The sequence below is a fragment of the Actinacidiphila sp. bgisy144 genome (genome assembly GCF_057708105.1).
Genome location: NZ_JBYIRM010000001.1, coordinates 178,277 through 202,164, shown reverse-complemented (window position 1 = coordinate 202,164; position 23,888 = coordinate 178,277). Strand labels below are relative to the sequence as shown.

The 23,888-nt window shown below is 74.5% G+C and carries 24 protein-coding genes; 13 read left to right on the top strand and 11 right to left on the bottom strand.

Annotated elements, in window-relative coordinates:
• Positions 1 to 45 precede the first annotated feature (45 nt).
• Entirely contained in the window at positions 46 to 480 is a 435-nt protein-coding gene (locus AC3EVP_RS00975) for a hypothetical protein (protein ID WP_335981708.1), read from the top strand.
• 4 nt (positions 481 to 484) lie between these two features.
• Here AC3EVP_RS00975 and AC3EVP_RS00970 read toward each other — a convergent pair whose 3' ends face one another.
• The 4 genes from AC3EVP_RS00970 to AC3EVP_RS00955 form a co-directional block, all read right to left on the bottom strand.
• Positions 485 to 1,096 carry a nucleoside triphosphate pyrophosphatase gene (locus AC3EVP_RS00970; protein WP_335981707.1) on the bottom strand — a complete coding sequence of 204 codons (612 nt, stop codon included), beginning with the start codon at positions 1,094 to 1,096 and terminating at the stop codon, positions 485 to 487.
• Positions 1,097 to 1,173: 77 nt separating this feature from the next.
• On the bottom strand, positions 1,174 to 1,308 hold the full coding sequence (gene mmpB, locus AC3EVP_RS00965) for a morphogenic membrane protein MmpB (protein WP_335981706.1): 135 nt from the start codon (positions 1,306 to 1,308) through the stop codon (positions 1,174 to 1,176).
• 75 nt (positions 1,309 to 1,383) lie between these two features.
• A complete protein-coding gene (locus AC3EVP_RS00960) occupies positions 1,384 to 1,593 on the bottom strand; it encodes an acyl-CoA carboxylase epsilon subunit (protein WP_435124818.1) in 210 nt (69 codons plus the stop codon).
• Positions 1,594 to 1,702: 109 nt separating this feature from the next.
• Positions 1,703 to 3,292: an acyl-CoA carboxylase subunit beta gene (locus AC3EVP_RS00955; protein WP_335981705.1), complete on the bottom strand. Its 1,590-nt coding sequence runs from the start codon at positions 3,290 to 3,292 to the stop codon at positions 1,703 to 1,705.
• A gap of 184 nt (positions 3,293 to 3,476) precedes the next feature.
• On the opposite strand from AC3EVP_RS00955, the gene AC3EVP_RS00950 reads away from it, so the two are divergent.
• From AC3EVP_RS00950 to hutH, 5 genes are all read left to right on the top strand, one after another.
• Positions 3,477 to 4,355, top strand: coding sequence for a biotin--[acetyl-CoA-carboxylase] ligase (locus AC3EVP_RS00950; protein ID WP_435124813.1), 879 nt, complete (start codon positions 3,477 to 3,479; stop codon positions 4,353 to 4,355).
• A 355-nt stretch (positions 4,356 to 4,710) separates the two neighbouring features.
• Complete coding sequence (locus AC3EVP_RS00945) at positions 4,711 to 5,823, top strand: adenylate/guanylate cyclase domain-containing protein (RefSeq protein ID WP_435125563.1); 1,113 nt, start codon at positions 4,711 to 4,713, stop codon at positions 5,821 to 5,823.
• Positions 5,824 to 5,934: 111 nt separating this feature from the next.
• Positions 5,935 to 6,753 carry an enoyl-CoA hydratase/isomerase family protein gene (locus AC3EVP_RS00940; protein ID WP_435124810.1) on the top strand — a complete coding sequence of 273 codons (819 nt, stop codon included), beginning with the start codon at positions 5,935 to 5,937 and terminating at the stop codon, positions 6,751 to 6,753.
• A gap of 88 nt (positions 6,754 to 6,841) precedes the next feature.
• Positions 6,842 to 7,996 (top strand): GGDEF domain-containing protein, encoded by a 1,155-nt coding sequence (locus tag AC3EVP_RS00935; protein ID WP_335981699.1) that lies wholly within the window; start codon positions 6,842 to 6,844, stop codon positions 7,994 to 7,996.
• A 94-nt stretch (positions 7,997 to 8,090) separates the two neighbouring features.
• Positions 8,091 to 9,644, top strand: a complete 1,554-nt coding sequence (gene hutH, locus AC3EVP_RS00930) for a histidine ammonia-lyase (RefSeq protein WP_435124805.1) — start codon at positions 8,091 to 8,093, stop codon at positions 9,642 to 9,644.
• Between the two features lie 52 nt (positions 9,645 to 9,696).
• Here the strand turns inward: hutH and AC3EVP_RS00925 are convergent, their stop codons facing one another.
• On the bottom strand, positions 9,697 to 10,020 hold the full coding sequence (locus AC3EVP_RS00925) for a hypothetical protein (protein ID WP_435124803.1): 324 nt from the start codon (positions 10,018 to 10,020) through the stop codon (positions 9,697 to 9,699).
• Positions 10,021 to 10,449: 429 nt separating this feature from the next.
• On the opposite strand from AC3EVP_RS00925, the gene AC3EVP_RS00920 reads away from it, so the two are divergent.
• Positions 10,450 to 11,730: a L,D-transpeptidase gene (locus AC3EVP_RS00920; RefSeq protein ID WP_435125560.1), complete on the top strand. Its 1,281-nt coding sequence runs from the start codon at positions 10,450 to 10,452 to the stop codon at positions 11,728 to 11,730.
• A gap of 14 nt (positions 11,731 to 11,744) precedes the next feature.
• On the opposite strand, the gene AC3EVP_RS00915 is transcribed toward AC3EVP_RS00920, so the two are convergent.
• Positions 11,745 to 12,875 carry an ROK family protein gene (locus AC3EVP_RS00915; RefSeq protein ID WP_435124800.1) on the bottom strand — a complete coding sequence of 377 codons (1,131 nt, stop codon included), beginning with the start codon at positions 12,873 to 12,875 and terminating at the stop codon, positions 11,745 to 11,747.
• 430 nt (positions 12,876 to 13,305) lie between these two features.
• Positions 13,306 to 14,718: a xylulokinase gene (gene xylB / locus AC3EVP_RS00910; protein ID WP_435124798.1), complete on the bottom strand. Its 1,413-nt coding sequence runs from the start codon at positions 14,716 to 14,718 to the stop codon at positions 13,306 to 13,308.
• Between the two features lie 91 nt (positions 14,719 to 14,809).
• Between xylB and xylA the strand changes: the two genes are divergently transcribed.
• From xylA to AC3EVP_RS00895, 3 genes are all read left to right on the top strand, one after another.
• Complete coding sequence (gene xylA, locus AC3EVP_RS00905; protein WP_435124795.1) at positions 14,810 to 15,991, top strand: xylose isomerase; 1,182 nt, start codon at positions 14,810 to 14,812, stop codon at positions 15,989 to 15,991.
• 333 nt (positions 15,992 to 16,324) lie between these two features.
• A complete protein-coding gene (locus AC3EVP_RS00900; RefSeq protein ID WP_435124792.1) occupies positions 16,325 to 17,806 on the top strand; it encodes an ABC transporter permease in 1,482 nt (493 codons plus the stop codon).
• 107 nt (positions 17,807 to 17,913) lie between these two features.
• Positions 17,914 to 18,597 (top strand): ABC transporter ATP-binding protein, encoded by a 684-nt coding sequence (locus AC3EVP_RS00895; protein ID WP_335981686.1) that lies wholly within the window; start codon positions 17,914 to 17,916, stop codon positions 18,595 to 18,597.
• A gap of 84 nt (positions 18,598 to 18,681) precedes the next feature.
• On the opposite strand, the gene AC3EVP_RS00890 is transcribed toward AC3EVP_RS00895, so the two are convergent.
• Positions 18,682 to 19,110 carry a winged helix-turn-helix transcriptional regulator gene (locus tag AC3EVP_RS00890; RefSeq protein ID WP_435124789.1) on the bottom strand — a complete coding sequence of 143 codons (429 nt, stop codon included), beginning with the start codon at positions 19,108 to 19,110 and terminating at the stop codon, positions 18,682 to 18,684.
• Between the two features lie 116 nt (positions 19,111 to 19,226).
• On the opposite strand from AC3EVP_RS00890, the gene AC3EVP_RS00885 reads away from it, so the two are divergent.
• Both AC3EVP_RS00885 and AC3EVP_RS00880 read left to right on the top strand, forming a co-directional pair.
• Positions 19,227 to 19,901 (top strand): NADPH-dependent F420 reductase, encoded by a 675-nt coding sequence (locus AC3EVP_RS00885; RefSeq protein ID WP_435124787.1) that lies wholly within the window; start codon positions 19,227 to 19,229, stop codon positions 19,899 to 19,901.
• Between the two features lie 75 nt (positions 19,902 to 19,976).
• Positions 19,977 to 21,143: a cystathionine gamma-synthase gene (locus AC3EVP_RS00880; protein ID WP_435124785.1), complete on the top strand. Its 1,167-nt coding sequence runs from the start codon at positions 19,977 to 19,979 to the stop codon at positions 21,141 to 21,143.
• An 18-nt stretch (positions 21,144 to 21,161) separates the two neighbouring features.
• Here the strand turns inward: AC3EVP_RS00880 and AC3EVP_RS00875 are convergent, their stop codons facing one another.
• The 3 genes from AC3EVP_RS00875 to AC3EVP_RS00865 form a co-directional block, all read right to left on the bottom strand.
• On the bottom strand, positions 21,162 to 21,374 hold the full coding sequence (locus tag AC3EVP_RS00875) for a hypothetical protein (protein WP_435124782.1): 213 nt from the start codon (positions 21,372 to 21,374) through the stop codon (positions 21,162 to 21,164).
• Positions 21,371 to 21,802, bottom strand: coding sequence for a sigma factor-like helix-turn-helix DNA-binding protein (locus AC3EVP_RS00870; RefSeq protein ID WP_335981677.1), 432 nt, complete (start codon positions 21,800 to 21,802; stop codon positions 21,371 to 21,373). The genes AC3EVP_RS00875 and AC3EVP_RS00870 overlap by 4 nt, the downstream gene beginning before the upstream one ends.
• Positions 21,803 to 21,944: 142 nt before the next feature.
• Positions 21,945 to 22,442, bottom strand: coding sequence for a MarR family winged helix-turn-helix transcriptional regulator (locus AC3EVP_RS00865; RefSeq protein ID WP_335981674.1), 498 nt, complete (start codon positions 22,440 to 22,442; stop codon positions 21,945 to 21,947).
• A 213-nt stretch (positions 22,443 to 22,655) separates the two neighbouring features.
• Between AC3EVP_RS00865 and ilvA the strand changes: the two genes are divergently transcribed.
• Positions 22,656 to 23,876, top strand: a complete 1,221-nt coding sequence (ilvA, locus tag AC3EVP_RS00860; protein ID WP_335981672.1) for a threonine ammonia-lyase — start codon at positions 22,656 to 22,658, stop codon at positions 23,874 to 23,876.
• Positions 23,877 to 23,888: the final 12 nt, after the last annotated feature.

Below are 23,888 nucleotides of genomic sequence, written 5' to 3'. Positions count from 1 at the left end.
GGGCCAACCGGCCCGAAGGCGGGCAGGCATGACAAGGGGGACGGAATGCGCAGAGGGATAGCCGTGGCGACCGCGGTGGTGCTCGTGCTCGACGCGCTGACCATCGCGGCCGTCAACTGGATACTCGGGCTGGCGGTTCGCCGCCAGCAGATGTCGCTCGGCGGGCTGCCGACGCACGCCATGACCGTCGGCGCGTGGGCGGCCGGCGGCGTCTTCGCGCTCTTCCTGCTGTGCTGCGCGGTACTGGTGGCGCGGATCGCGCTGCGCGACGAGATGGCCGGGCGGGTGGGGCGGATCGTCCTCATCGTCTGCGCGGTCGTCCACGGCGTGGTCGGCGCGGTCGTGGTGGGCCTGGTCGGCTGGTATGCCTTCGTGGCGATGATGGTGGTACTCGCCCTGCTGGTCGGGACGTTGCTGATGTACGCGCCCGACGAGGGCGACGACTCCGCCGGAGTGGCCGAGGCCGCCCCGGCCACCTAGGCGGCTACGCCCACAGGTCCGTGAGGCGGGTGCCCAGTTCGGCCAGGAGGGTGCGCAGCAGGGGGAGGGACAGGCCGATGACGTTGCCGGGGTCGCCCTCGATGCCGGTGACGAAGGGCGCCGAACGGCCGTCGAGGGTGAAGGCACCGGCGACGTGGAGGGGTTCGCCGCTGGCGACGTAGGCCGCGACCTCGTCGTCGTCGGGGGTGCCGAAGTGCACCGTGGTGGAGGCGGTCCGGGAGACCCGGCGGCCGTCGGCCGTGTCGATGACGCAGTGCCCGGTCCTGAGCACCCCGCTGCGCCCGCGCATCGCGCGCCAGCGGTCGGTCGCCTCGGCGGCGTCCCGCGGCTTGCCCAGCGCGCCGCCGTCGAGTTCCAGCACCGAGTCGCAGCCGACCACGAGTTCACCGCCGTCCAGCAGCCCGCCCTCCGCGACCGCGGTGGCCTTCGCCTCGGCCAGCACGCGGGCCAGCTCGGCGGGGGAGGGCGCGGTGATCGCCTCCTCGTCGACGCCGGAGACCACCACCCGCGGGTCGAGCCCCGCCTGGCGCAGCAGCCCGAGGCGGGCGGGCGAGGCGGACGCGAGGACGAGGGCGCGGCGCGGTGTCGAGGTCACCGGGCCATCGTAGGAGAGGCCCGCCGCCGCCCCGGCCCCGCGGTCCCGTTCCGGCCGCGCAACGCCTGCATGGCCCGTCACGCGTGCCAGGCCGCCACCGCCATCCCGACGACCGCCGCCACCGCGAGCACCAGCATGGCCCGGCGCACCATCAGCTGGGCCCGGCGCAACTCCTCGTCGCGCTGGCGCGGTTGATCGTCGGACCAGAGCATGCCGTCAAGGGTGGACCGCGGCGCCGCCCCGCGCCTGAGTACGGGTACTCACTGCCGCCCGGTCGGGACCGGTGGTCAGGCCGGCCACACCGAGGTGCGCCACGCCGCCGGCCCGGGGCGGGGCGCGACGCCCGGCACCGTACGCGCCGGGTCGGACCACGAGCTGCGCACGGCCGGCTCCGGCCCGCCGCCCAGGTCGGCCGCCGCGGCCCGCGCCTGGACCAGCGCGACGACCGCCGCCAGTTCCTCCGGGGTCGGCCGGCCCCGCTCCACTTTGATCATCATCTCTGCGGTCCTCCTGTCGACGGAAGCACGGAAGCGCGGGGCGCGGGTCGCAAGGGCGCGGACACCACGCACGAGCGGACGAGCGGACGAGCCGACGGACGCGGGGGCGTCACAGCGGGATGTTGCCGTGCTTCTTCGGCGGCAGGCTCTCCCGCTTGTTGCGCAGCGTGCGCAGCGCCTTGACCAGGTGGGCACGGGTCCTGGACGGCTCGATGACCGCGTCCACATAGCCGCGCTCGGCCGCGACGTAAGGATTCAGCAGCGTGTCCTCGTAGTCGGTGATCAGCTGCTGCCGCAGCGCGTCGGCCTCCTCCGGGGTGGCCGCCTCGGCCAGCGTGCGGCGGTGCAGCACGTTCACCGCGCCCTGCGCCCCCATCACCGCGATCTGGGCGGTCGGCCAGGCGAGGTTGAGGTCCGCGCCCAGGTGCTTGGAGCCCATCACGTCGTACGCGCCGCCGTACGCCTTGCGCGTGATGATCGTGATCAGCGGGACCGTCGCCTCGGCGTAGGCGTAGATCAGCTTGGCGCCGCGGCGGATGATCCCGTCCCACTCCTGGCTGGTGCCGGGCAGGAAGCCGGGGACGTCGACGAAGGTGACCACCGGGATGTTGAAGCTGTCGCAGGTGCGCACGAACCGCGCCGCCTTCTCCGAGGCGTTGATGTCCAGGCAGCCGGCGAACTGGAGCGGCTGGTTGGCGACCACGCCCACCGGCCGGCCCTCGATCCGGCCGAGCCCGGTGACGATGTTCGGCGCGAACAGCGCCTGGGTCTCCAGGAACTCGCCGTCGTCCAGCACGTGTTCGATGACCTGGTGGATGTCGTACGGCTGGTTGGCCGAGTCGGGGATCAGCGTGTCCAGCTCGCGGTCCTCGTCGGTGGCGGCCAGGTCCGCGGTCGCCGGGAAGGCGGGCGGCTCCTCCAGGTTGTTGCCCGGCAGGTAGGACAGCAGCGCCTTGACGTACTCGAAGGCGTCCTTCTCGTCGCCCGACAGGTGGTGGGCGTTGCCCGAGGTGGTGTTGTGGGTGCGCGCGCCGCCCAGCTCCTCCATGCCGACGTCCTCGCCGGTGACCGTCTTGATGACGTCGGGCCCGGTGATGAACATGTGCGAGGTCTGGTCGACCATCACCACGAAGTCGGTGATCGCGGGGGAGTAGACCGCGCCGCCCGCGCAGGGCCCGACGATCACGCTGATCTGCGGGATCACCCCCGAGGCGTGGGTGTTGCGGCGGAAGATCTCGCCGTACATGCCCAGCGAGGTGACGCCCTCCTGGATGCGGGCCCCGCCGGAGTCGTTGATGCCGATCACCGGGCAGCCGGTCTTCAGCGCGAAGTCCATCACCTTGACGATCTTCTCGCCGAACACCTCGCCCAGCGCCCCGCCGAAGACGGTGAAGTCCTGCGAGAAGACCGCCACCGGGCGGCCCTCCACGGTGCCGTAGCCGGTCACGACGCCGTCGCCGTACGGCCGGTTCGCCGCCATGCCGAAGTTGGTGGAGCGGTGCCGGGCCAGCTCGTCCAGCTCGGTGAACGACCCCTCGTCCAGCAGCAGTTCGATCCGCTCCCGGGCGGTGAGTTTGCCCTTGGCGTGCTGTTTCTCCACGGCACGCGCCGAGCCGGCGTGCGTCGCCTCCTCGATGCGGTGGCGCAGGTCGGCGAGCTTGCCCGCCGTCGTGTGGATGTCGTACTGCGGCTCGGCCATGGAGGCGGCTCTCCTGCTCTCGGCGGGTCGTACGCGTACGGTCCGCGCGTACGTGACTGGCGAGTAACGCTGTTGCGTAGCGTAGTGGTGACGGAGACGAACGAGCAGTGCGGCGTTCACCACATCCCGTACGTGCCGGGCGGGCGCGGCACCCGGCGGCGGGCGCGGCTCATAGGGTGGGGGCATGACGTCCAGCCGCTGGTCCGACCTGGAACGGCCGCCGCTCAACGCCGTGGCCCTGCGCAAGGCGGTGGTCACACCGGAAGCGGTATGGACCTCGCTCGATGTGGTGGAGGCCACCGGCTCCACCAACAGCGACCTGTCCGCCCGGGCCGCCGCCGGCGCGCCGGAGGGCGCGGTGCTGGTCGCCGAGGAGCAGACCACCGGCCGCGGCCGGCTGGACCGGCGCTGGAGCGCCCCGGCCCGCTCCGGACTGTTCTTCTCGGTCCTGCTCCGACCGGGTGAGGCGGCCGCGACCGCCGACGGTGTGCGCCGGCCCGTCCCCGTGCACCGGTGGGGCTGGCTGCCGCTGCTGGCCGGGGTGGCCACCGCCACCGCGCTGTCCCGCGCCGCCGGCGTCGACACGGCCCTCAAATGGCCCAACGACCTGCTGCTGACCGTCGACGGCGAGGAGCGCAAGGCCGGCGGCATCCTCGCCGAGCGGGTCGGGGACGGCGCCGTCGTCCTCGGCATCGGGCTCAACGTCTCGCTGCGCGCCGAGGAACTGCCGGTGCGCACCGCCACCTCGCTGGCGCTGGCCGGGGCCGCCGGCACCGACCGCGACCCGCTGCTGCGGGCGGTGCTGCGCTCGCTCGGCGACTGGTACGACGCCTGGCGCGCCGCGGACGGCGACCCGGCCGCGTCCCGGCTCCAGCAGACCTACGCGGCCGGCTGCGCCACGCTCGGCCGTCAGGTGCGGGCCGAGCTGCCCGGCGGCCGGGACCTGTCCGGCACGGCGGTGGCGGTCGACGGCGACGGGCGGCTGGTGATCGCCGGGCCGCAGGGGGAGCAGCCGGTCGACGCCGGGGACGTCGTCCATCTGCGCCCCACCGAAGGAGAGTGAGCCAGGGCACACCTGCCGTATCGTTGAGGGGCTGCGTCGTCTCGATGATCGGAAGGGCTGTGCGCAGGGACTTCTCAGGGGCCGGGCGGTAAGCGTGGACAACGACAGCCCCCCGCCGAGCGCCCCCGGCGGCGATGCCGCCTCCGACGGTGCGCGTGCCGCTGCGGGCGGTGCGCGCGCCGCGTCCGGTGACGGGCCCGGGCACGTGCCCGAGGGTGAGGGCGGCGTGGAGCCGGCGCCTGCCGGTGCCGTCCAGGGCCCGGACGGGACCGCGGGTGAGCCTTCGGGCGGGACAGTGGGTGAGCCTTCGGACGAGTCTTCGGGTGAGCCGGGTGAGACCTCGGGTGAGCCGGACGTGTCCGGTGAGGCGGGCGACCCGGATGACCCGGGCGACCCGGGCGGTTCGGGCGACCCCGGGGACGGCGGCGACCCCGAGGGCCCGGGCGAACACCCGCTCGCCCTCCGGCTGGAGCAGCTGATCCTCGGCGCGCCGCGCCAGTACACCCCCTTCCAGGCGGCCCGCACCGCGGGCGTGTCCATGGACCTGGCCTCCCGCTTCTGGCGGGCCATGGGCTTCGCCGACATCGGCCAGGCCAAGGCGCTCACCGAGGCCGACGTGCTGGCGCTGCGCCGGCTGGCGGGCCTGGTCGAGGCGGGGCTGCTCAGCGAGTCGATGGCGATCCAGGTGGCGCGGTCGACCGGGCAGACCACCGCGCGGCTCGCCGACTGGCAGACCGACTCCTTCCTCGAAGGGCTGACCGAGCCGCCCGAGCCCGGTATGACCCGCGCCGAGGTGGCCTACCCGCTGGTCGAGTTGCTCCTGCCCGAGCTGGAGGAGTTCCTGATCTACGTCTGGCGCCGCCAGGTCGCGGCCGCCACCAGCCGGGTGGTGCAGTCCGACGACGAAGAGGCGGTCGACCGCCGGCTCGCGGTCGGCTTCGCCGACCTGGTCGGCTTCACCCGGCTCACCCGCCGGCTGGAGGAGGAGGAACTCGGCGAGCTGGTCGAGGCGTTCGAGACCACCGCGGCCGACCAGGTCGCCGCGTACGGGGGGCGGCTGATCAAGACGCTCGGCGACGAGGTGCTCTTCGTCGCCGACGACCCCGGTACGGCGGCCGAGATCGGGATGCGGCTGATCGAGACGATGACCGGCGACGAGACGATGCCCGCGCTGCGGGTGGGGATGGCCTTCGGCACCGTCACCACGCGCATGGGCGACGTGTTCGGCACCACCGTCAACCTCGCCTCCCGCCTCACCTCGATAGCGCCCCGGGACGCGGTCCTGGTGGACGGCGACTTCGCGGAGGCGCTCGGCGCGGCGGGCGAGGCGCCCCTGTCGGAGGCGGACGTCGAGGCGGACGACGCGACCACCGAGAAGTACCGCTTCGCGCTCCAGCCGATGTGGCGCCGCCCGGTCCGCGGGCTCGGCGTGGTCGAGCCCTGGCTGCTGTCCCGCCGCGACACCTGACCGGGGCCGCCCGGAGCCACCTGACCGGGCTGCTCCGGGGGCGCCCGGGCCGGGCCGTGCGAGGATGGCGCGAGGTTCGCGATCGTTAACTGCACGGGAGGGACGGGCGGCATGGGCGAGCAGGAGAACACCGGCGGCGCGCGCAGGTTCGGGGACGTCGTCGAGGTGCGGCGGCATGGCGAGCACGTCGCCGAAGTGGTGCTGGACCGCCCGCAGGCGATGAACGCGGTCTCCACCGCGATGGCCGAGGCGATCGCGGCGGCGTGCGCGGCGCTGGCCGCCGACCCGGCCGTGAGCGTAGCCGTCCTGACCTCCTCCAGCGAGCGCGCCTTCTGCGCCGGCGCGGACCTGAAGGAGCGCAACGAACTGAGCGACGCCGAACTGCTGCGCCAGCGCCCGCGGGCCAGGGCGGCCTACGGCGGGGTGCTGGACCTGCCGATGCCCGCGATCGCCGCGGTGGGCGGCTTCGCACTGGGCGGCGGCTACGAACTCGCGCTGTCCTGCGACCTGATCGTGGCGGACGAGGCCGCGGTGGTCGGCCTGCCCGAGGTCTCGGTGGGGGTGATCCCCGGGGGCGGCGGCACCCAGCTGCTGCCGCGCCGGGTCGGGGCGGCCAAGGCGGCGGAACTGGTCTTCACCGCGCGGCGCGTCCCGGCGGCCGAGGCGCTGGCGCTGGGCATGGTCGACCAGGTCGTACCGGCCGGCCGGGCCCGTACCGCAGCGCTGGAGCTGGCGGCGCGGATCGCGGCCAACTCCCCGGTGGGGCTGCGCGCCGCCAAGCAGGCCCTGCGGGTCGGCCACGGCCTGGACCTGCGCGCGGGGATGGAGGTCGAGGACGCGGCCTGGCGCACCGTCGCCTTCTCCGCCGACCGGGCGGAGGGCGTCGCGGCGTTCAACGAGAAGCGGCGGCCGGCCTGGCCGGGGTGGTGAACCCGGCGAGAGCAGTGGCAGGTCCGTTCGGCCCAGTGCGGGGCCGGGTCGCCCGTCGAGCCGGGGCGAAGGTGCCTAGCCTGGGGTGATGGCGGAAGGTACGGCCGATGTGCGGCTGCGGGCGGTCGTGGAGTTGGCGCAGGCGCTGGCCACGGCGCAGACCCCGCTCGCCACGGTGCGGGCAGGGGCGCGGGGCGCCCGGCTGGCGATGCAGGGCGCCTTCGCCGCGGTCTCGTCCTGGGAGCGGGAGTCCGGCCGGCTGCGGGTGCTGGTCAACGACGGCGACCTGGCCCCGGGCGAGGAGCCGGAGCCGGCCGACGAGTCGTACTCGGTGCACGACTTCCCGGAGATCGCCGAGTTCCTGCACGGCACTTGGGCGGCCGGCGGCGAGCCGCACGCCTGGGTGGAGACCGAGGACGCGTCCGGCACCTCGCCCGGCGGCGGGAGCTGGGGCCGGGCCGCGGCGCTGCGCCGGCGCGGCCGCGGCAGCTGCGTGGTCGCGCCGATCGTGCTGCACGGGCGGGCCTGGGGCGAGTTGTACGTCGCGCGGCGGGTGGGCGAGGCGGGCTTCGACCGCAAGGACGCGGACTTCGCGACGGTGCTGGCCACGCTGCTCGCGTCGGGCATCGCACAGACCGAGCGGCTGGCGGAGGTCCGGCTCCTGGCGTTCACCGACCCGTTGACAGGGCTGGGCAACCGCAGGGCGGTGGACGTGCGGCTGGACGAGGCGCTGGAGCTGCACCGGCGGCAGGGCGTGGTGGTCAGCCTCATGGTGTGCGACCTCAACGGGTTGAAGCGGGTCAACGACCGGCTCGGCCACGCGGTCGGGGACCGGCTGCTGGAACGGTTCGGCTCGCTGCTGTCGCTGTGCGGGGCGATGCTGCCCGGGAGCCTGGCGGCGCGGCTGGGCGGGGACGAGTTCTGCATCGTGGCGGTGGGGCAGAGCGCGGACGAAGTGGTGCGCGCCGCCGACGAGTTGTGCCGCCGTGCGGCCGAACTGGAGGTCGGCGACGGGGTGGCGTGCGGGGTGGCCTCCACCGAGGACCCGATCGGGCCGGTCCGGTCCGCGCGGCGGCTCTTCCGGCTGGCGGACGCGGCGCAGTACCGGGCGAAGGCGCTGCGCGCGGACCACCCGGTGGTGGCCGGCCGCGAGGGCCCGCAGGACCCGGTGGTGCGGCTCGCCGACACCCCGCCGCCGCATCCCGACGCCGACCGCCGCACGCTCCGCGGCCATCACCCCTGACCCGGGCATGCCCGCGGGGTTCTGAGGCGTGGGGCTCGGAGGCGGGCGTGGGGGCGGGTGACAGCGGGGGATTCAGTGCTTAGGGTTTGTGAATATGAATATGCAGAACGTGGTGGTGGGGGCGTACGGGGTCGCGGCCGAGGACGTGGTGGCCGTGGCGCGGGGGGACGCCCGGGTGGAGGTCGGGGCGGAGGCGCTTCAGGGGGTGGCGCGCGCCCGGGAGGCGGTCGAGGCGCTGGCGGCGAAGCCGGAACCGGTCTACGGGGTGTCGACGGGGTTCGGCGCGCTGGCGGTGCGGCACATCAGCCCGGAGCTGCGGGCGCAGTTGCAGCGCAGCCTCGTACGCTCGCACGCCGCGGGGATGGGGCCGCGGGTGGAGCGCGAGGTGGTGCGGGCGCTGATGTTCCTGCGGCTGAAGACGCTGGCGTCGGGCCGTACCGGGGTGCGGCCGGTGGTCGTGGAGACGATGGCGGCGGTGCTGAACGCGGGGATCACCCCGGTCGTCCACGAGTACGGCTCGCTCGGCTGCTCCGGGGACCTCGCGCCGCTCGCGCACTGCGCGCAGGTGCTGATGGGGGAGGGCGAGGCGGAGGGGCCGGACGGCGTGGTGCGCCCGGCGGCCGGACTGCTCGCCGAGCACGGCATCGAGCCGGTCGAACTGCGGGAGAAGGAGGGCCTCGCCCTCATCAACGGCACCGACGGCATGCTCGGCATGCTGGTGATGGCCTGCGCGGACCTGGCCGGGCTGTTCACCGCGGCCGACGTCACCGCCGCGCTGACGCTGGAGGCGCTGCTCGGCACCGACCGGGTGCTCGCGCCCGAACTGCACGCGATCCGCCCGCACCCCGGGCAGGCGGCCAGCGCGGACAACATGCTCAGGGTGCTCGCCGGCTCCGGCCTGACCGGGCACCACCAGGACGACGCGCCGCGGGTGCAGGACGCGTACTCCGTGCGGTGCGCGCCGCAGGTCGCCGGGGCCGGACGGGACACGCTGGCACACGCCCGGCTGGTCGCCGAGCGCGAGCTCGCCGCGGCGATCGACAACCCGGTGGTGACCGAGGCGGGCACGGTCGAGTCGAACGGCAACTTCCACGGTGCTCCGGTCGGCTACGTGCTGGACTTCCTGGCGATCGCGGCGGCCGACCTCGCCTCGATCGCGGAGCGCCGTACGGACCGGCTGCTCGACCGGAACCGGTCGCACGGGCTGCCGCCCTTCCTCGCGGACGACCCGGGGGTGGACTCCGGGCTGATGATCGCCCAGTACACGCAGGCGGCGCTGGTCAGCGAGATGAAGCGGCTCGCGGTGCCCGCGTCGGTCGACTCGATCCCGTCCTCGGCGATGCAGGAGGACCACGTGTCGATGGGCTGGTCGGCGGCGCGGAAGCTGCGGACCGCGGTGGACGCGCTGGCGCGGGTGGTAGCGGTCGAGATGTTCGCCGCCACGCGGGCGCTGGAGATCCGGACCACCGGTACGCGGGCGCGGCCCGCGCCCGCGACCGCCGCGGTGCTCGCGGCGCTGCGCGCGGCCGGGGTGCCCGGCCCCGGGCGGGACCGGTTCCTCGCGCCCGACCTGGAGGCCGCGTGCGCCTTCGTCCGCGACGGCTCGCTGGTGCGGGCCGCGGAGAGCGTGACGGGGCCGCTGGCCTGATCCGCCGGCCCGCGTCCGGGCGCCCCTGATCCGGCCTTTCCGCGGGAGGAGGCTACGGCTCGGGGGTCGGGTCCTCGGCGTCGGCGGCTTCCAGCGCCTGGCGGGAGCGGCGGGTGGCGTTGACGACGAGGCCGGCGCCGGCCAGCAGGAAGACGCCGCCGCCTATCAGGTAGGGCTTGGTGTCGATCATGCCGGTCTCGGCGAGCCGGCCCGACAACGGCGCGGCCTGCGTCTCGGAGGCGGCGGCGGGTGCGGGTGCGGGTGCGGTGGCCGCGGCCGGTGCGGTGTCCGCGGCGGTGGCGCCGTGCGCGGAGGGGACGAAGTAAAGCGCCGCCAGTACGGCGGCAGCGGCCGCGGCGACGTACGGGCGGGGCATGGCCATCTGATCCCCCAGCGGATGCGGCGAGTTGACCGTAGGCGCCGATCGTAGTGACTGGCGGCGGCCGGTGGGAAGCGGCGGGGGCCGCGGGGCGGTGCGCGGTGCGTGGCCGGAGCGCTACGGAAAGCCGCGTGACGGGCATCACGGCGGATGGCGTGTCAAAGCCCACAATTTCCAGCGGAAAGAACATACGCGGCGGCTCGGCTGTTTCCATGGGTGGTGGAAGAAGCCCCGCTCCGATCGCTTCGGCCTGCGGGCGACCCCGACTTTTGGGAGAGACGCGTGACGCCGCCCGACACCGGAAACACCCCCACCTCCGAGCAGGACGGTCCCGCCGCGTACGGTCCTGCCGCGGCCGCCCGCCGGAAGCGGAAGGTCTTCCGCCGTAGCACCCTGGCGGCGCTCGCAGTGGTGGCCGGTGGCGCGGTGGGCCTGACCGCGTGCGGCGGGCACAGCAGCAGCGCGAGCAGCCAGAACGCGGCCGCGACGATCTCCCCGACCGCGAGCGCCTCCTCCTCCGGTGCGTCCGGTGCGTCCGGTGGCGGCGCGAGCCCGAGCAGCTCCGCGTCGGCCCAGGCAGCCGCGGACGCGGCCGCCGCCAAGCAGACCTCGGCCGCGAAGATCACCATCACGCCGAAGACCGGCACCACCGGTGCGGCGGTGAGCGGCGCGGTGCAGGTGAAGGCCACCGGCGGCAAGCTGACCAAGGTGACGATGACCGGCGTCGCGTCCGGTCACACCGTCTCCGGCACGCTGTCGTCCGACGGCACCACCTGGACGCCGAACGGCACGCTCGCCCACGGCATCCAGTTCCACATATCCGCCACCGCCACCGACACGCAGGGGCGTACCACCAGCGCGCAGTCGACGTTCGGCACCAAGTCGAGCACCGGCACCTTCGTCGGGTACTTCACCCCGGAGGACGGCTCCACCGTGGGCGTGGGCATGCCGGTCTCGATCAACTTCAGCAAGGCGATCTCCGCCGCCGACCGGGCCGCGGTGCAGCGCGGGATCAGCGTGAGCTCCAGCAGCGGGCAGGCGGTGGTGGGCCACTGGTTCAGCTCCACCCGGCTCGACCTGCGGCCGCAGACCTACTGGGCGGCGGGCTCGCACGTCACGCTCAAGCTCAAGCTGGCCGGCGTCGAGGGCTCCGCGGGCGTGTACGGCGTGCAGAACAAGACCGTCAGCTTCGACGTGGGCCGCTCGCAGGTCTCCACGGTCGACGCGTCCACGCACACGATGACCGTGGTCCGCGACGGCAAGGTGATCAAGACGCTGCCGATCTCCGCGGGCAGTGACGACCACAGCACGTACAACGGCCAGATGGTCATCGAGGAGAAGGACCAGACGACCCGGATGAACGGGGCGTCCGTCGGCTTCACCGACAGCGACGGCAAGGGCGAGTACGACATCCCGGACGTGCCGCACGCCATGCGGTTGAGCGACTCCGGGACCTTCATCCACGGCAACTACTGGACCGTGAAGTCCGTCTTCGGCACCGCCAACACCAGCCACGGCTGCATCGGCCTCAGCGACGTCAAGGGCGGCAAGGACGACACGACGGACGCGGCGTGGTTCTACAACAACTCGCTGATCGGCGACGTGGTCGTGGTGAAGAACTCGCAGGACAAGACGATCCAGGCGTCCAACGGGCTCAACGGCTGGAACCTGTCGTGGAGCCAGTGGGTGGCCGGTTCGGCGCTGTAGTCAGGGCGCTGTAGTCAGGGAGCCGTCGCGGCGGGGGCCGCGGCGGTGTGAATCCAGGCGGCCGGGTCGTCCAGGACGGCCCGGACCGCGCTGTACGCGGCGCCCCGCAGCACCCCGTCGCGGCCCAGCCGCGAGGTGATCACGTCCTGCGGGCGCCACCGGCGGTCGGTGACACGGGCGGCCAGTTCGCGGCGGGCGCCGGGCAGCAGCCAGGGCGCGAGGTCCGCGAGCGGGCCGCCGACCACCACGGCCTGCGGGTCGAGCAGGTTGACGGCGCCGCTCAGCGCGGTGCCCAGGGCCTCGCCGGCCCGATCCAGCGCGTCCAGGGCGGCACTGTCGCCCGCGGCCGCGGCCGCGCGCAGGTCGGCGGGGGTGGCGGCGCCGGCCGCGCGCAGCAGGGCGGTCTCGCCCGCGAAGGTCTCCAGGCAGCCGTGGGCGCCGCAGGAGCACAGGGGGCCGTCGGGGCGGACCGGTACGTGGCCGAGTTCGCCGGCGAAGCCGCGGGCGCCGCGGAAGAGGCGGCCCTCCACGATCAGGGCGGCGCCGATGCCGATCTCGGCGGAGACGTGGACGAAGTCGGCGAGGCGGTGGTGGCCGCCGAGCCAGAGTTCGGCGAGGGCGCCGAGGTTCGCCTCGTTCTCCACGACGGTGGGGTGGGGGCCCAGGGCGGTGACGGGGACGTTCTCCCAGCCGAGGTTCGGGGCACGCAGGACGGTGCCGCGGTCGCGGCCGACCAGGCCCGGGACGGCGACGGTGGCGCCGACCGGGTGCAGGTCCAGGGCGGCGGCTTCCTCCGTGACCTGGGCGGTCAGGCCGGTGAGTTCGGCGAGGACGGCGGGGGCCGGGCGGCCGCGGTTCGCGGCGGGGAGCTCGGTGCGGCAGCGGACCTCGCCGCGCAGGTCCACGACGCATGCGGCGAGGTGGTCGACGCCGATTTCCGCGCCGAGCCCTGCGGGGCCGGTGGCGGGCAGCGCGAGGGCGGTGCCCGGGCGGCCCACGGTGCCGGGGCGGCGGGCGCCGCGTTCTTCCAGGAGGCCGGCGGCGAGGAGTTCGTCGACGAGGGTGGAGACGGTGGCGCGGGTGAGGCCGACTGTCGTCGCGACTGTGGCGCGGGTGAGGTCTTCTTCCGTTGCCAGGGCTCGCATGACCAGGGAGAGGTTGCGGTGGCGTAGTTCCGATTGGGCGCCGGTGCGTTTGGATTTGATCAGGGGGCTCCTTCCGTTTTCGGGGCTGCGTCCACCCTATGTGCGGGGGCTTTCCGGGTGTTCTCCCCGCCCACCCGCCCGCTTCTGCCCGACGGCACGCTTCTGGTCCCGGCCGCCCGCCGCGGAGCTGCGCCCGCGTCCCCGACTGCCGCCGGGTGGTGGGCTGGTCGCGCAGTTCCTCGCGCCCCTGCGGGCGCGTCTGCCCGATGCGGCAGCATGCCGGGTTGGCGTCCGCGCCCCTGCGGCTTCGGCTCGGGGGTGTGTCTGCTCGTTCCCGGCTGCCGCTGGGTGGTGGGCTGGTCGCGCAGGTCCCCGCGCCTCGCCCCACCGGCGCCCGCGCCCCGGTGGGGCGGGGCGCGGGGGGAAGGGGTCAGCCGGCGAGGGGGAGGGCGGCGGCGAGGCGGGCGAGGGTGGCGTGGTCGCGGGGGAGCGGGGGGAGGAGGTCGCCGTGGTCGGTGCGCCAGCGGGCGGCGACGGCGGCGGGCTGTTCGCCGGTGAGGAGGGTGGCGGCCTGGACGGCGGCGCCCAGGGCGACGAGTTCGGAGGCGGCGGGAACTTGGACGGCGCGGCCGGACAGCCGTCGTACGGTGTCGCGCCAGGCGGCGCCGCGCGCGCCGCCGCCGATGAGCAGGATCGGCTCGTCCGGGGCGTGCCCGGCGCCGTCGACGGCGAGGACGAGGTCGAGCGCGGCGAGAAGGGCGTAGACGGCCCCGTCGTACGCGCCTTGGAGGATCTGCCCGGCGGTGGTGTCGTGACGTACCCCGGTGAGCAGCCCCGAGGCGTAGGGGAGGTTGGGGGTGCGCTCGCCGTCGAGGAAGGGGAGGAAGGCGACCGAGCCGCCCGGCTCGACCTCCTCCCGGCCGCGCCCGAGCAGCTCCGCCACCTTGTCCACCGCGAGCGTGCAGTTCAGCGTGCACGCCAGCGGCAGCCAGCCGCCGTCGGCCGCGGCGAACCCGGCGACGGTCCCCGACGGGTCGGCGGGACGCTGGCGGGCGACGGCGTAGACGGTCCCGGAGGTGCCGAGGCTGAGCACCGGCTGCCCGGGAGCGACCCCGAGCCCGAGCGCGGCGGCCGCGTTGTCGCCGGTGCCGGCGCCGACGAGCGCGCCGGGCCGCACCCCGGCGCCCTCCCGTACGGTGCCGGCCGCTTCACCGGGCCCGAGCACCGCGGGTAGCAGCTTCGGGTCGAGCCCGACCTCGGCGAGCAGCGCCTCGTCGTACGCCCCGGTGCTCGCCGCCCACCAGCCGGTGCCGGAGGCGTCGCCGCGGTCGGTGACGGCGGCGCCGCTCAGCCGTTCGGTGAGGAAGTCGTGCGGCAGCCGGACCGCGGCGGCGGCCGCGGCCGCCTCGGGCTCGTGGGCGCGCAGCCACTCCCACTTGGCGACGGTGAAGCTCGCCGCGGGCACCGAGCCGATCCGCTCGGCCCACCAGTCCGCGCCGTGCCGCGCCACCAGCTCCTCGGCCTGCGGGGCGGACCGCACGTCGTTCCACAGCAGCGCGTCCCGCACCGGGCGGCCCCGCTCGTCGAGCACGACCAGGCCGTGCTGCTGCCCGCCGACCGCTATCGCGTCGGCGCGCCCGGCGTACCCGCCGAGCTGGCCCAGCGCATCCTGAAGGGCGCGCCACCACACCTCGGGGTCGGTCTCGCGCCCGGCGCCGGCGCTGACGGTGTGCGCGGCCTGGCCGCGGGCCAGCACCTCGCCGCTGTCCACGTCCACCGCCAGCACCTTCGTGGACTGCGTCGAGCTGTCCACACCGAGCACGACCTGCCCTTGTCCCGCCATGTGATCCGGGTCCTTTCGCACGGTCCCACTTCCCAACACCGGGCTCGCATACTAATTTGTTCAACAGTCTGACGAATAGGAGCCGACCGCCATGACATCCGAGACGAACCTCACTCCCACCCCCGCCGACAAGTTCACCTTCGGACTGTGGACGGTGGGCTGGCAAGGACGCGACCCGTTCGGCGACGCCACCCGCGCGCCGCTCGACCCGGTCGAGTCGGTGCACCGCCTCGCCGAGCTGGGCGCGTACGGCGTGACGTTCCACGACGACGACCTGATCCCCTTCGGCTCCTCCGACGCCGAGCGCGAGCAGCACGTCAAGCGCTTCCGGCAGGCGCTGGCCGAGACCGGCATGAAGGTGCCGATGGCCACCACCAACCTCTTCACCCACCCGGTGTTCAAGGACGGCGGCTTCACCTCCAACCTCCGCGAGGTGCGCCGCTTCGCACTGCGCAAGGTGATCCGCAACATCGACCTGGCGGTGGAGCTGGGCGCCGAGACCTACGTCGCCTGGGGCGGCCGCGAGGGCGCGGAGTCCGGCGGCGCCAAGGACGTACGCGTCGCCCTGGACCGGATGAAGGAAGCCTTCGACATCCTCGGCCAGTACGTCACCGAGCAGGGCTACGACCTGCGCTTCGCGGTGGAGCCCAAGCCGAACGAGCCGCGCGGCGACATCCTGCTGCCCACCGTCGGCCACGCGCTGGCGTTCATCAACTCGCTGGAGCGCCCCGACATCGTGGGCGTCAACCCCGAGGTCGGCCACGAGCAGATGGCCGGGCTGAACTTCCCGCACGGCATCGCCCAGGCGCTGTGGCACGGCAAGCTCTTCCACCTCGACCTCAACGGCCAGACCGGCATCAAGTACGACCAGGACCTGCGCTTCGGCGCCGGCGACCTGCGCTCGGCGTTCTGGCTGGTGGACCTGCTGGAGCGGGGCGGCTACCAGGGCCCGCGGCACTTCGACTTCAAGCCGCCGCGCACCGAGGACATGAGCGGGGTGTGGGCGTCCGCGGCCGGCGGCATGCGCAACTACCTGATCCTCAAGGAGCGGGCCGCCGCCTTCCGCGCCGACCCGGTCGTGCAGGAGGCGCTGCGCACCTCCGGTCTGGACGAGCTGGGGCAGAGCACGCTGGCCGCCGGTGAGACGCTGGCCGACCTGCTCGCCGACCGCAGCGCCTACGAGGACTTCGACGCGGACGCCGTGGGCGAGCGCGGGATGGCCTTCGAGGCGCTGGACCAGCTCGCCATGGACCACCTGCTCGGCGTGCGCTGAGCCGTGCGGCGTGCGCCGGCCGCGCAGGTCGCGCGCACGCCGGGCCGGGCGACGGAACAGACTCCCGCACGAACCTGGGGACCGGCTGTGAACAGGCCGTGCGCGGCCTGTCCAAGGAAGAAATAATCCTTCGCTCAGCGAGCTCTCATCCCCGCGTGGCATTTCTCAACTCCCCCTCACATTCGCCTCACGGCGCCCTCACCACCGATTCCTACCGTTGCGCCGCAGTGGGAGCAGGGGGTGGACGCTTCGCCCTCCTCGCGTCCACCCCCTGCTCCTCGCACCTGTCCTGGTGCGGTTCCCCTGCCTATCCCTGCCAACACGAGGAATCGGATGTTCTTCACGTATCTCCGGCGCGAGCTGCGTCGCCGGCGCAAGGCGGCGCTCGTGGTCGCGCTGGGCCTCGCGCTCGGCATCGGCCTCGTCATCACGGTCGACTCGGTCTCGTCCGGCATGGACCAGGCCCAGGGCAAGGTCCTCAAGTCGCTCTACGGCCTGGGCACCGACATGACGGTGACCAAGGCCGCGCCCGCCTCCGGCTCGGGCTCCACCACCCGCCCGAAGTTCGACTTCGACGCCAAGAGCGACGGCTCGTCCCAGAGCAGCGACCGGGTCACCGTGCAGGGCTTCCAGACCCTGGCCTCCTCGGTCGTCACCAGCGTCGGCAAGCAGAAGAACGTCGCCAGCGCGGTCGGCGGCCTCAACCTCCAGGTGCTGAAGATCGACGGCACCTTCACGCCCGGCCAGTTCCAGCAGAACAAGACCAGCGGCTCCAGCAGCTCCGGCGGGGGCGGCGGCTTCGGCGGCGGCTCCGGCAGCAGCACCCCGCAGGGCCAGGTCAGGGGCGGCGGCGCGCAGTTCGACGCCAACAGCTACACGATGTACGGCGTGGACGTGTCGAACCTGGCGCTCGGCCCGCTCTCCTCCTCCAAGATCACCTCCGGCACCACCTTCACCTCCGCCGACAGCAACGCCAAGGTGATGGTCGCCGACTCCGCCTACGCCAAGCAGAACAAGCTCAAGGTCGGCTCCACCGTCACCGTCAAGAGCACCAAGTACAAGGTGATCGGCATCGCCACCGCCGACAGCGGTGACTCCGCGGCCAACCTCTACCTGCCGCTGAAGCAGGCGCAGACCCTCGCCTCCTCGGCGAACAAGATCACCACGATCTACGTCAAGGCGTCCGACTCCAAGCAGATCTCCACGGTGAAGTCCGAGATCCAGAAGAACATCTCCGGCACCACCGTCACCACCTCCGCCGACCTGGCCTCCACGGTCTCCGGTTCGCTGTCCACGGCCTCCTCGCTCGCCTCCAACGTCGGCAAGTGGCTGTCCATCGCGGTGCTGATCGCCGCGTTCCTCGTCGCCGGCCTGCTCACCTCCTCGGCGGTCAGCCGCCGGGTGCGCGAGTTCGGCACGCTCAAGGCGCTCGGCTGGAAGAGCGGCCGCGTCACCCGCCAGGTCATGGGCGAAGCCCTGGTCAACGGCCTGATCGGCGGTGTGCTCGGGATCGCGCTGGGCCTGGCCGGCGCGTTCGCCGTCACCGAGATCAGCCCCACGCTCAGCGCCCAGCTCGGCTCCACCGCCTCCACCGGCGGCGGCACGGGCGGCCCCGGCGGGGGCGGCGGCTTCGGCGGCGGTGCCCGGCAGGCCGCGTCCAAGACGCTCGACATCGCGCTGAGCGCGCCGGTCAGCGCCGGCACCATCGTGCTGGCCGTCGGCCTGGCCATCGGCGGCGGACTGATCGCCGGTGCCTTCGGCGGCTGGCGCGCCTCGCGGCTGCGCCCGGCCGACGCGCTGCGCCGCGTCGAGTAGCCGCCGCCGGTCCGGCCGCCGCCCGCACCTCCCCTGGGCGGGCGGCGGCCGGTCAGGGCCGTCCACCCCGGCCGCCCACCTTCCCTTCCGCTCCCAGGAGTCCAGCCATGTACCAGCTCAACGGCGTGACCAAGCAGTACCGCCGGGGCAAGACGACCGTCGACGCCCTGCGCGGTATCGACCTCACCATCGCCGACGGCGACCAGGTCGTCATCCAAGGCCCCACCGGCGGCGGCAAGTCCACCCTGCTCCAGATGCTCGGCGGACTCGACCGCCCCACCACCGGGGCCGTCGAACTCGACGGCACCGACCTGGCCAAGCTCAGCGAGGCGCGGCTGACCAAGGTCCGCTCGGAGAACATCGGCTTCATCTTCCAGAGCTTCAACCTCATCCCCACGCTCACCGCGCAGGAGAACGTGGAGACCGCGCTGGTGCCGATGGGCGTCAAGCCCGCCGAGCGCCGCACCCGCGCCGCGGCCGCCCTGGAGTCCGTGGGCCTCGGCGAGCGCCTGACCCACCTGCCGTCCGAACTGTCCGGCGGCCAGCAGCAGCGCGTCGCGATAGCCCGGGCCCTGGTCAAGGAGCCCAAGGTGCTGCTCGCCGACGAGCCGACCGGCAACCTCGACGAGAGCACCCGCGACGACATCATGGGGCTGCTCGAAGGGCTGTGGCGCGACCGCGGGCTGACCTTCATCCTCGTCACCCACGACTCCACCATCGCCAAGCGCGCCCCCCGCCTGGCCACCATCCGCAAGGGCACCCTGACGGTGCGGGAGTCCGCCAAGAAGTGAGCCCCGCCGCTCCTGAGCCCCGCCCGTGCCCTGCTGCCTTGGGCACGGGCGGTCAGCCGGTCAGCCGGGCCGGCGGGCCGCCGGTCAGCCGGTCAGGTCCTGCCCGGCGGCCCGCTCCTGGGCCTCGAGCAGTTCCTCGCCGTGCTCCCGGGTCCAGTCGCCCATCGCCCGGAGCGGGCCCTCCACCAGGCTGGCGCCCAGCGGCGTGAGCCCGTAGTCGACCCGGGGCGGCGCGGCGCGGTAGGCGCGGCGCTCGACCAGCCCGTTGGCGAGCAGGCGGCGCAGCGACTCGGTGAGCACCTTGTCGCTGATCCCCCCGCCCAGCGCCCGCAGCCCGGCCCGCCGCAGCGGCCCCGCGCTCAGCCCCGCCAGGATCACCGGGTCCCAGGTGTGCGCGAGCAGCTCGGTGGCCGCGCGCAGCCGGCAGTCCACGAGCGTCCGCCCGCGCACGGCGTCCGCCCGTCCCGCGCCCCGCCCCGGTCCGCCGCCGTCCGTGCCCGTGGTCGCTGCCATGCCCCCATCCTCCCGCACCTGTTTCCTACCGTCCGGTGCGTATCGGTTTCCCTACGGTGGCGCTCCCGCGGCGGCTGCGACCGGCAGAGCGCCGCCCGACACTTCGGGAGTACACCATGAGGATCGGAATTCTCGGCACCGGCGCCCTGGCGACGTCCCTGGGCACGGCGTGGGTACGGGCCGGGCACGAGGTGCTGGTCGGCGGCCGCTCGGCGGAGCGGGCCGCGGCCGCCGCGGCGGCGATGGGCGGCGGCGACGACCGTACGGACGGCGGCGGGACGGCCCGCGCGGCCGCCACCGCCGCGGAGGCGGCCGCCGGGCGGGACGCGGTGCTGCTCGCCGTCTCCTGGGCCGGGGTGCCCGACATCCTGCGCGCGGCGGGCGCCGACCGCGGCGCGCTCGCCGGCACGGTGCTGGTCGACCCGGTCAACGCGGTGGACCACGGCGTCGGCGAGCACCTGCTGACCGACGGCCGCGCCGCCGCCGAGCACATCGCGGACCTCGCACCGGGCGCCCGCGTGGTCAAGGCGTTCCACCTCCTGCCCGCCGCGCGGTGGTCGGCGGCGGGCGGACCGGTCACCGTACCCGTCGCGGGTGACGACGAGGCCGCGCTGCGGACGGTCACCGTCCTCGCGGGCGACGCGGGCGGGACCGCGGCGGTGGTCGGACCGCTGCGCCGGGCCCGGCAGTTGGAGGAGGCGGCGGGCCTGGTGATCGGGCTGGTCTTCGCCGGGTACGACCCGGCCGCGGCGGTCCCGCACGTGCCCGCCCGCGGCGCCGCGCGGGTCTGAACGCCCGCGCGCCCGTACGGTTCGGCCCGCGGCGGCGGTCAGCGGACGGGACCGTACGGCGGCTACGCTCGGCGCATGAACGATAGCCCTCACCCCCCGCGTGCCCACCAGCACTTCGAGACCCTGGCGATCCACGCCGGCCAGCCGGCCGACGCGCAGACCGGTGCGGTGGTCACGCCGATCTACCAGGTGTCGACGTACAAGCAGGACGGCGTCGGCGGCCTGCGCGGCGGCTACGAGTACAGCCGGTCGGCGAACCCGACCCGGACCGCGCTCGAGGAGAACCTCGCGGCCCTCGAAGGCGGCCGCCGCGGCCTGGCGTTCGCCTCCGGCCTGGCCGCGGAGGACTGCCTGCTGCGTACGGTGCTCACCCCCGGCGACCACGTGGTCATCCCCGACGACGCCTACGGCGGCACCTTCCGGCTCTTCGCGAAGGTCGCCGAGCGGTGGGGCGTGCTCTGGTCGGTCGCCGACACCTCCGACGTGCAGGCCGTGCGGGCCGCCGTACGCCCGGAGACGAAGCTGATCTGGGTGGAGACGCCCTCCAACCCGATGCTCGGCATCACCGACATCGCCGCGCTGGCCGGGGTGGCCCGGCAGGCCGGGGTGCGGCTGGTGGTCGACAACACCTTCGCCAGCCCCTACCTCCAGCAGCCGCTGGCGCTGGGCGCGGACGTGGTGGTGCACTCCATGACGAAGTACATGGGCGGCCACTCCGACGTGGTCGGCGGCGCGCTGGTCACCTCCGACGCCGCGCTCGGCGAGGAACTGGCGTACCACCAGAACGCGATGGGCGCGGTGGCCGGGCCGTTCGACGCGTGGCTGGTGATGCGCGGGATCAAGACGCTCGCGGTGCGCATGGACCGGCACTGCGAGAACGCCGGGCGGATCGCGGAGATGCTCCAAGGCCACCCGAAGGTGACCCGGGTGCACTACCCCGGGCTCTCCTCGCACCCCGGGCACGAGGTCGCGGCCAAGCAGATGCGCCACTTCGGCGGGATGGTGTCCTTCCAGGTGGCCGGCGGCGAGGAGGCGGCCGTCGCCGTCTGCGACCGGGCGCGGCTGTTCACCCTCGGGGAGTCGCTCGGCGGCGTGGAGTCCCTCATCGAGCACCCGGGCCGGATGACCCACGCGTCGGCCGCCGGCTCGGCGCTGGAGGTCCCGGCCGACCTCGTACGGATCTCGGTGGGCATCGAAGCGGCCGACGACCTCGTGGAGGACCTCCGCCAGGCCCTGGCCTGACGCGTTCGGTGCCCGGGCTCAGGTCAGGAGGAGGGCCGCGGCCAGGGCGGCGGTGAGCAGCAGGGCGGCGCAGAGGGCGCGGCGGAGCGTGCGGCGGCGCCGCAGCAGGGCGCGGCCCCTGCGGGCCGCACGCTCGGCGAGGTCCGGCGGGAGCGGGGGGTGCGGGGTGTCGAGGAGCCGCCGCACCTCCGCTTCGCGGCGGTTCGGCGGCGGCCCGCCGGCGGGGCTCACCGCCGGCTGCGCAGCCGCGCGCTGCCGCGCGCCGCGATCAGGGCGACCCGTTCGCACGCCATCCCGAGCATCGCCGCGGTCTGCTCCTCCCCGATCCCCTCGAAGTACCGCATGGTGACGACGAGCCGTTGACGCACCGTCAGGCCGTCCAGCGGGCCGCCGTGCGGGCGCCGCCACGGCCGGTAGCCGTACCGTACGAACAGCTCCGCGCGGGCGCGGTCGTAGGGGTCGTCGCCGGCCGGCTCCGGCCAGTGGGCGTAGAGCCGGGCGAGCGCGCCGGTCAGCAGCCGGTCGGCCGCGGCCGGATCACCGGTCAGCAGCAGCGCGGAGTGCAGCAGCCGCCCGCCCGCGCCGGCGACGAAATCGGCGAACTCGGCGTCCCTGCGGGCCTCCGCGGCCGCCCGGCGCCGACCCCCTGGGGTGCCCACGCGGACATGGGACGGCACGGGCGGCCACGCGGTCAATACCCGCGACCGGGCTCGCTGCCGGGCCGTTGCGGTACTGCCGCCGGGACCGCCGCCCGTCCGCTGCCGGGCCGTCGCCTGTCCGCTGCCGGACGCCGCCCGTCCGCTACCGGTCGGCGCGTTCCGGGTCGCGCTGGGTGAGGCCGGCGTGCCAGTCGGCGAGCGCGATGTTGAACCGGCCGAGCAGCTCGGTGAACAGCTCGCGCTCCTGCTCCGACCAGTCCTCGGTGACCTTCGCCATCAACTGCCGTCGTGAGTCCCGTACTTCGCCCAGCCGGGCGCGGCCGCGCGGGGACAGCGCGAGCACCACCGCCCGCCCGTCCTCGGGGTGCGAGGTGCGCTTGACCAGGCCGGTGTCCACCAGCGGCGCGACCTGGCGGGTCACCGTCGAGGAGTCGATCCCCATCGCCTCGGCGAGCGCCTTGACGCCCATCGGGCCCTCGTGGTCGAGCCGGTTGAGCAGGAGGTAGGCGGCGCGGTCCATGGAGTTGCGGGCCCCGCCGATCCCGCCGAGCCGGGTCTGCTCGGCGCGGCGGGCGAAGAGGGCGACCTGGTGCTGGAGGCTCTCGAGGAGTTCGGTCGAGGTCTCCGGAGGGTTGGACATGACCTTCAAGCTCGCGTTCTGTCGGTTCGGTGGATGCGCGCCGGCGCGGATTGCGGTCGCGGCGGGCAGACGGGCGTACGGCGCCGGAACGGCGGGAAGTTGGGAGAAGAGTACGCGGCCCCGGAGGCCATCGGGAGCCTCGCGGCCGCATGTGCGACTTCGCGGGTGAACGCCTGCCCGTGATCGCCCGGCCGGACTGCGACACTGTGCCCCATGGACAACACGCGGTTCCAGCCGGTCACCTTGGACGACGTGCGCGGAGCGCACAAGATGCTCGCCGGGGTCGCGCGGGTCACCGCCATGGAGAGCTCCCGCCACCTGTCGGATCTGGTCGGCGCGCCGGTGTACCTGAAGTGCGAGAACCTCCAGCGCACCGGTTCGTTCAAGATCCGCGGCGCGTACGTGCGGATCGCCGGGCTGCGCCCCGAGGAGCGCGCGGCCGGCGTGGTGGCCGCCAGCGCCGGCAACCACGCGCAGGGCGTCGCGCTCGCCGCCTCCCTGCTGGGGGTGCGCTCCACCGTGTTCATGCCGGTGGGCGCCCCGCTGCCGAAGGTCGCCGCGACCCGCGAGTACGGCGCCGAGGTCCGGCTGGAGGGCGCCGTGGTGGACGAGACGCTGCGGGCGGCGATCGCGTACGCGGAGTCCACCGGCGCGGTCTTCATCCACCCCTTCGACCACCCGGACATCATCGCCGGGCAGGGCACGGTGGGCCTGGAGGTGCTGGAGCAGTGCCCCGAGGTGCGCACGGTGCTGGTCGGGGTGGGCGGCGGCGGGCTGGTGGCGGGGATGGCGGTCGCGGTCAAGGCGCTGCGGCCGGACGTGCGGGTCGTCGGGGTGCAGGCGGCGGGCGCGGCGGCGTACCCGCCCTCGCTCGCGGCAGGCCGCCCGGTGGCGCTGGGTTCGGTGGCCACCATGGCCGACGGCATCATGGTCGGCCGGCCCGGCGACGTGCCGTTCGCGGTGGTCAGCGAGCTGGTCGACGACGTGGTGACGGTCTCGGAGGACGCGCTGTCCTCCGCGCTGCTGCTGTGCCTGGAGCGGGCGAAGCTCGTGGTGGAGCCGGCCGGGGCCAGTTCGGTGGCGGCGCTGCTGGCGGCGCCGCGGTCGTTCGAGGGGCCGGTGGTGGCGGTGCTGTCCGGTGGGAACGTCGACCCGCTGCTGATGCAGCGCATCCTGCGGCACGGCATGTCGGCGGCCGGCCGCTACCTGTCGCTGCGGCTGCGGCTCACCGACCGGCCGGGCGCGCTGGCCGGGCTGCTGGCGACGCTGTCGCAGGCGGACGCCAATGTGCTGGACATCAGCCACATGCGCACCGACCCGCGGCTCGGGCTCACCGAGGCGGAGGTCGAGGTGCATCTGGAGACGAAGGGGCCCGAGCACCGCGCGGCGGTGGCGGCGGTGCTGGAGGACGCGGGCTACACGGTGATCGGCTGACCCGTCCTGGCC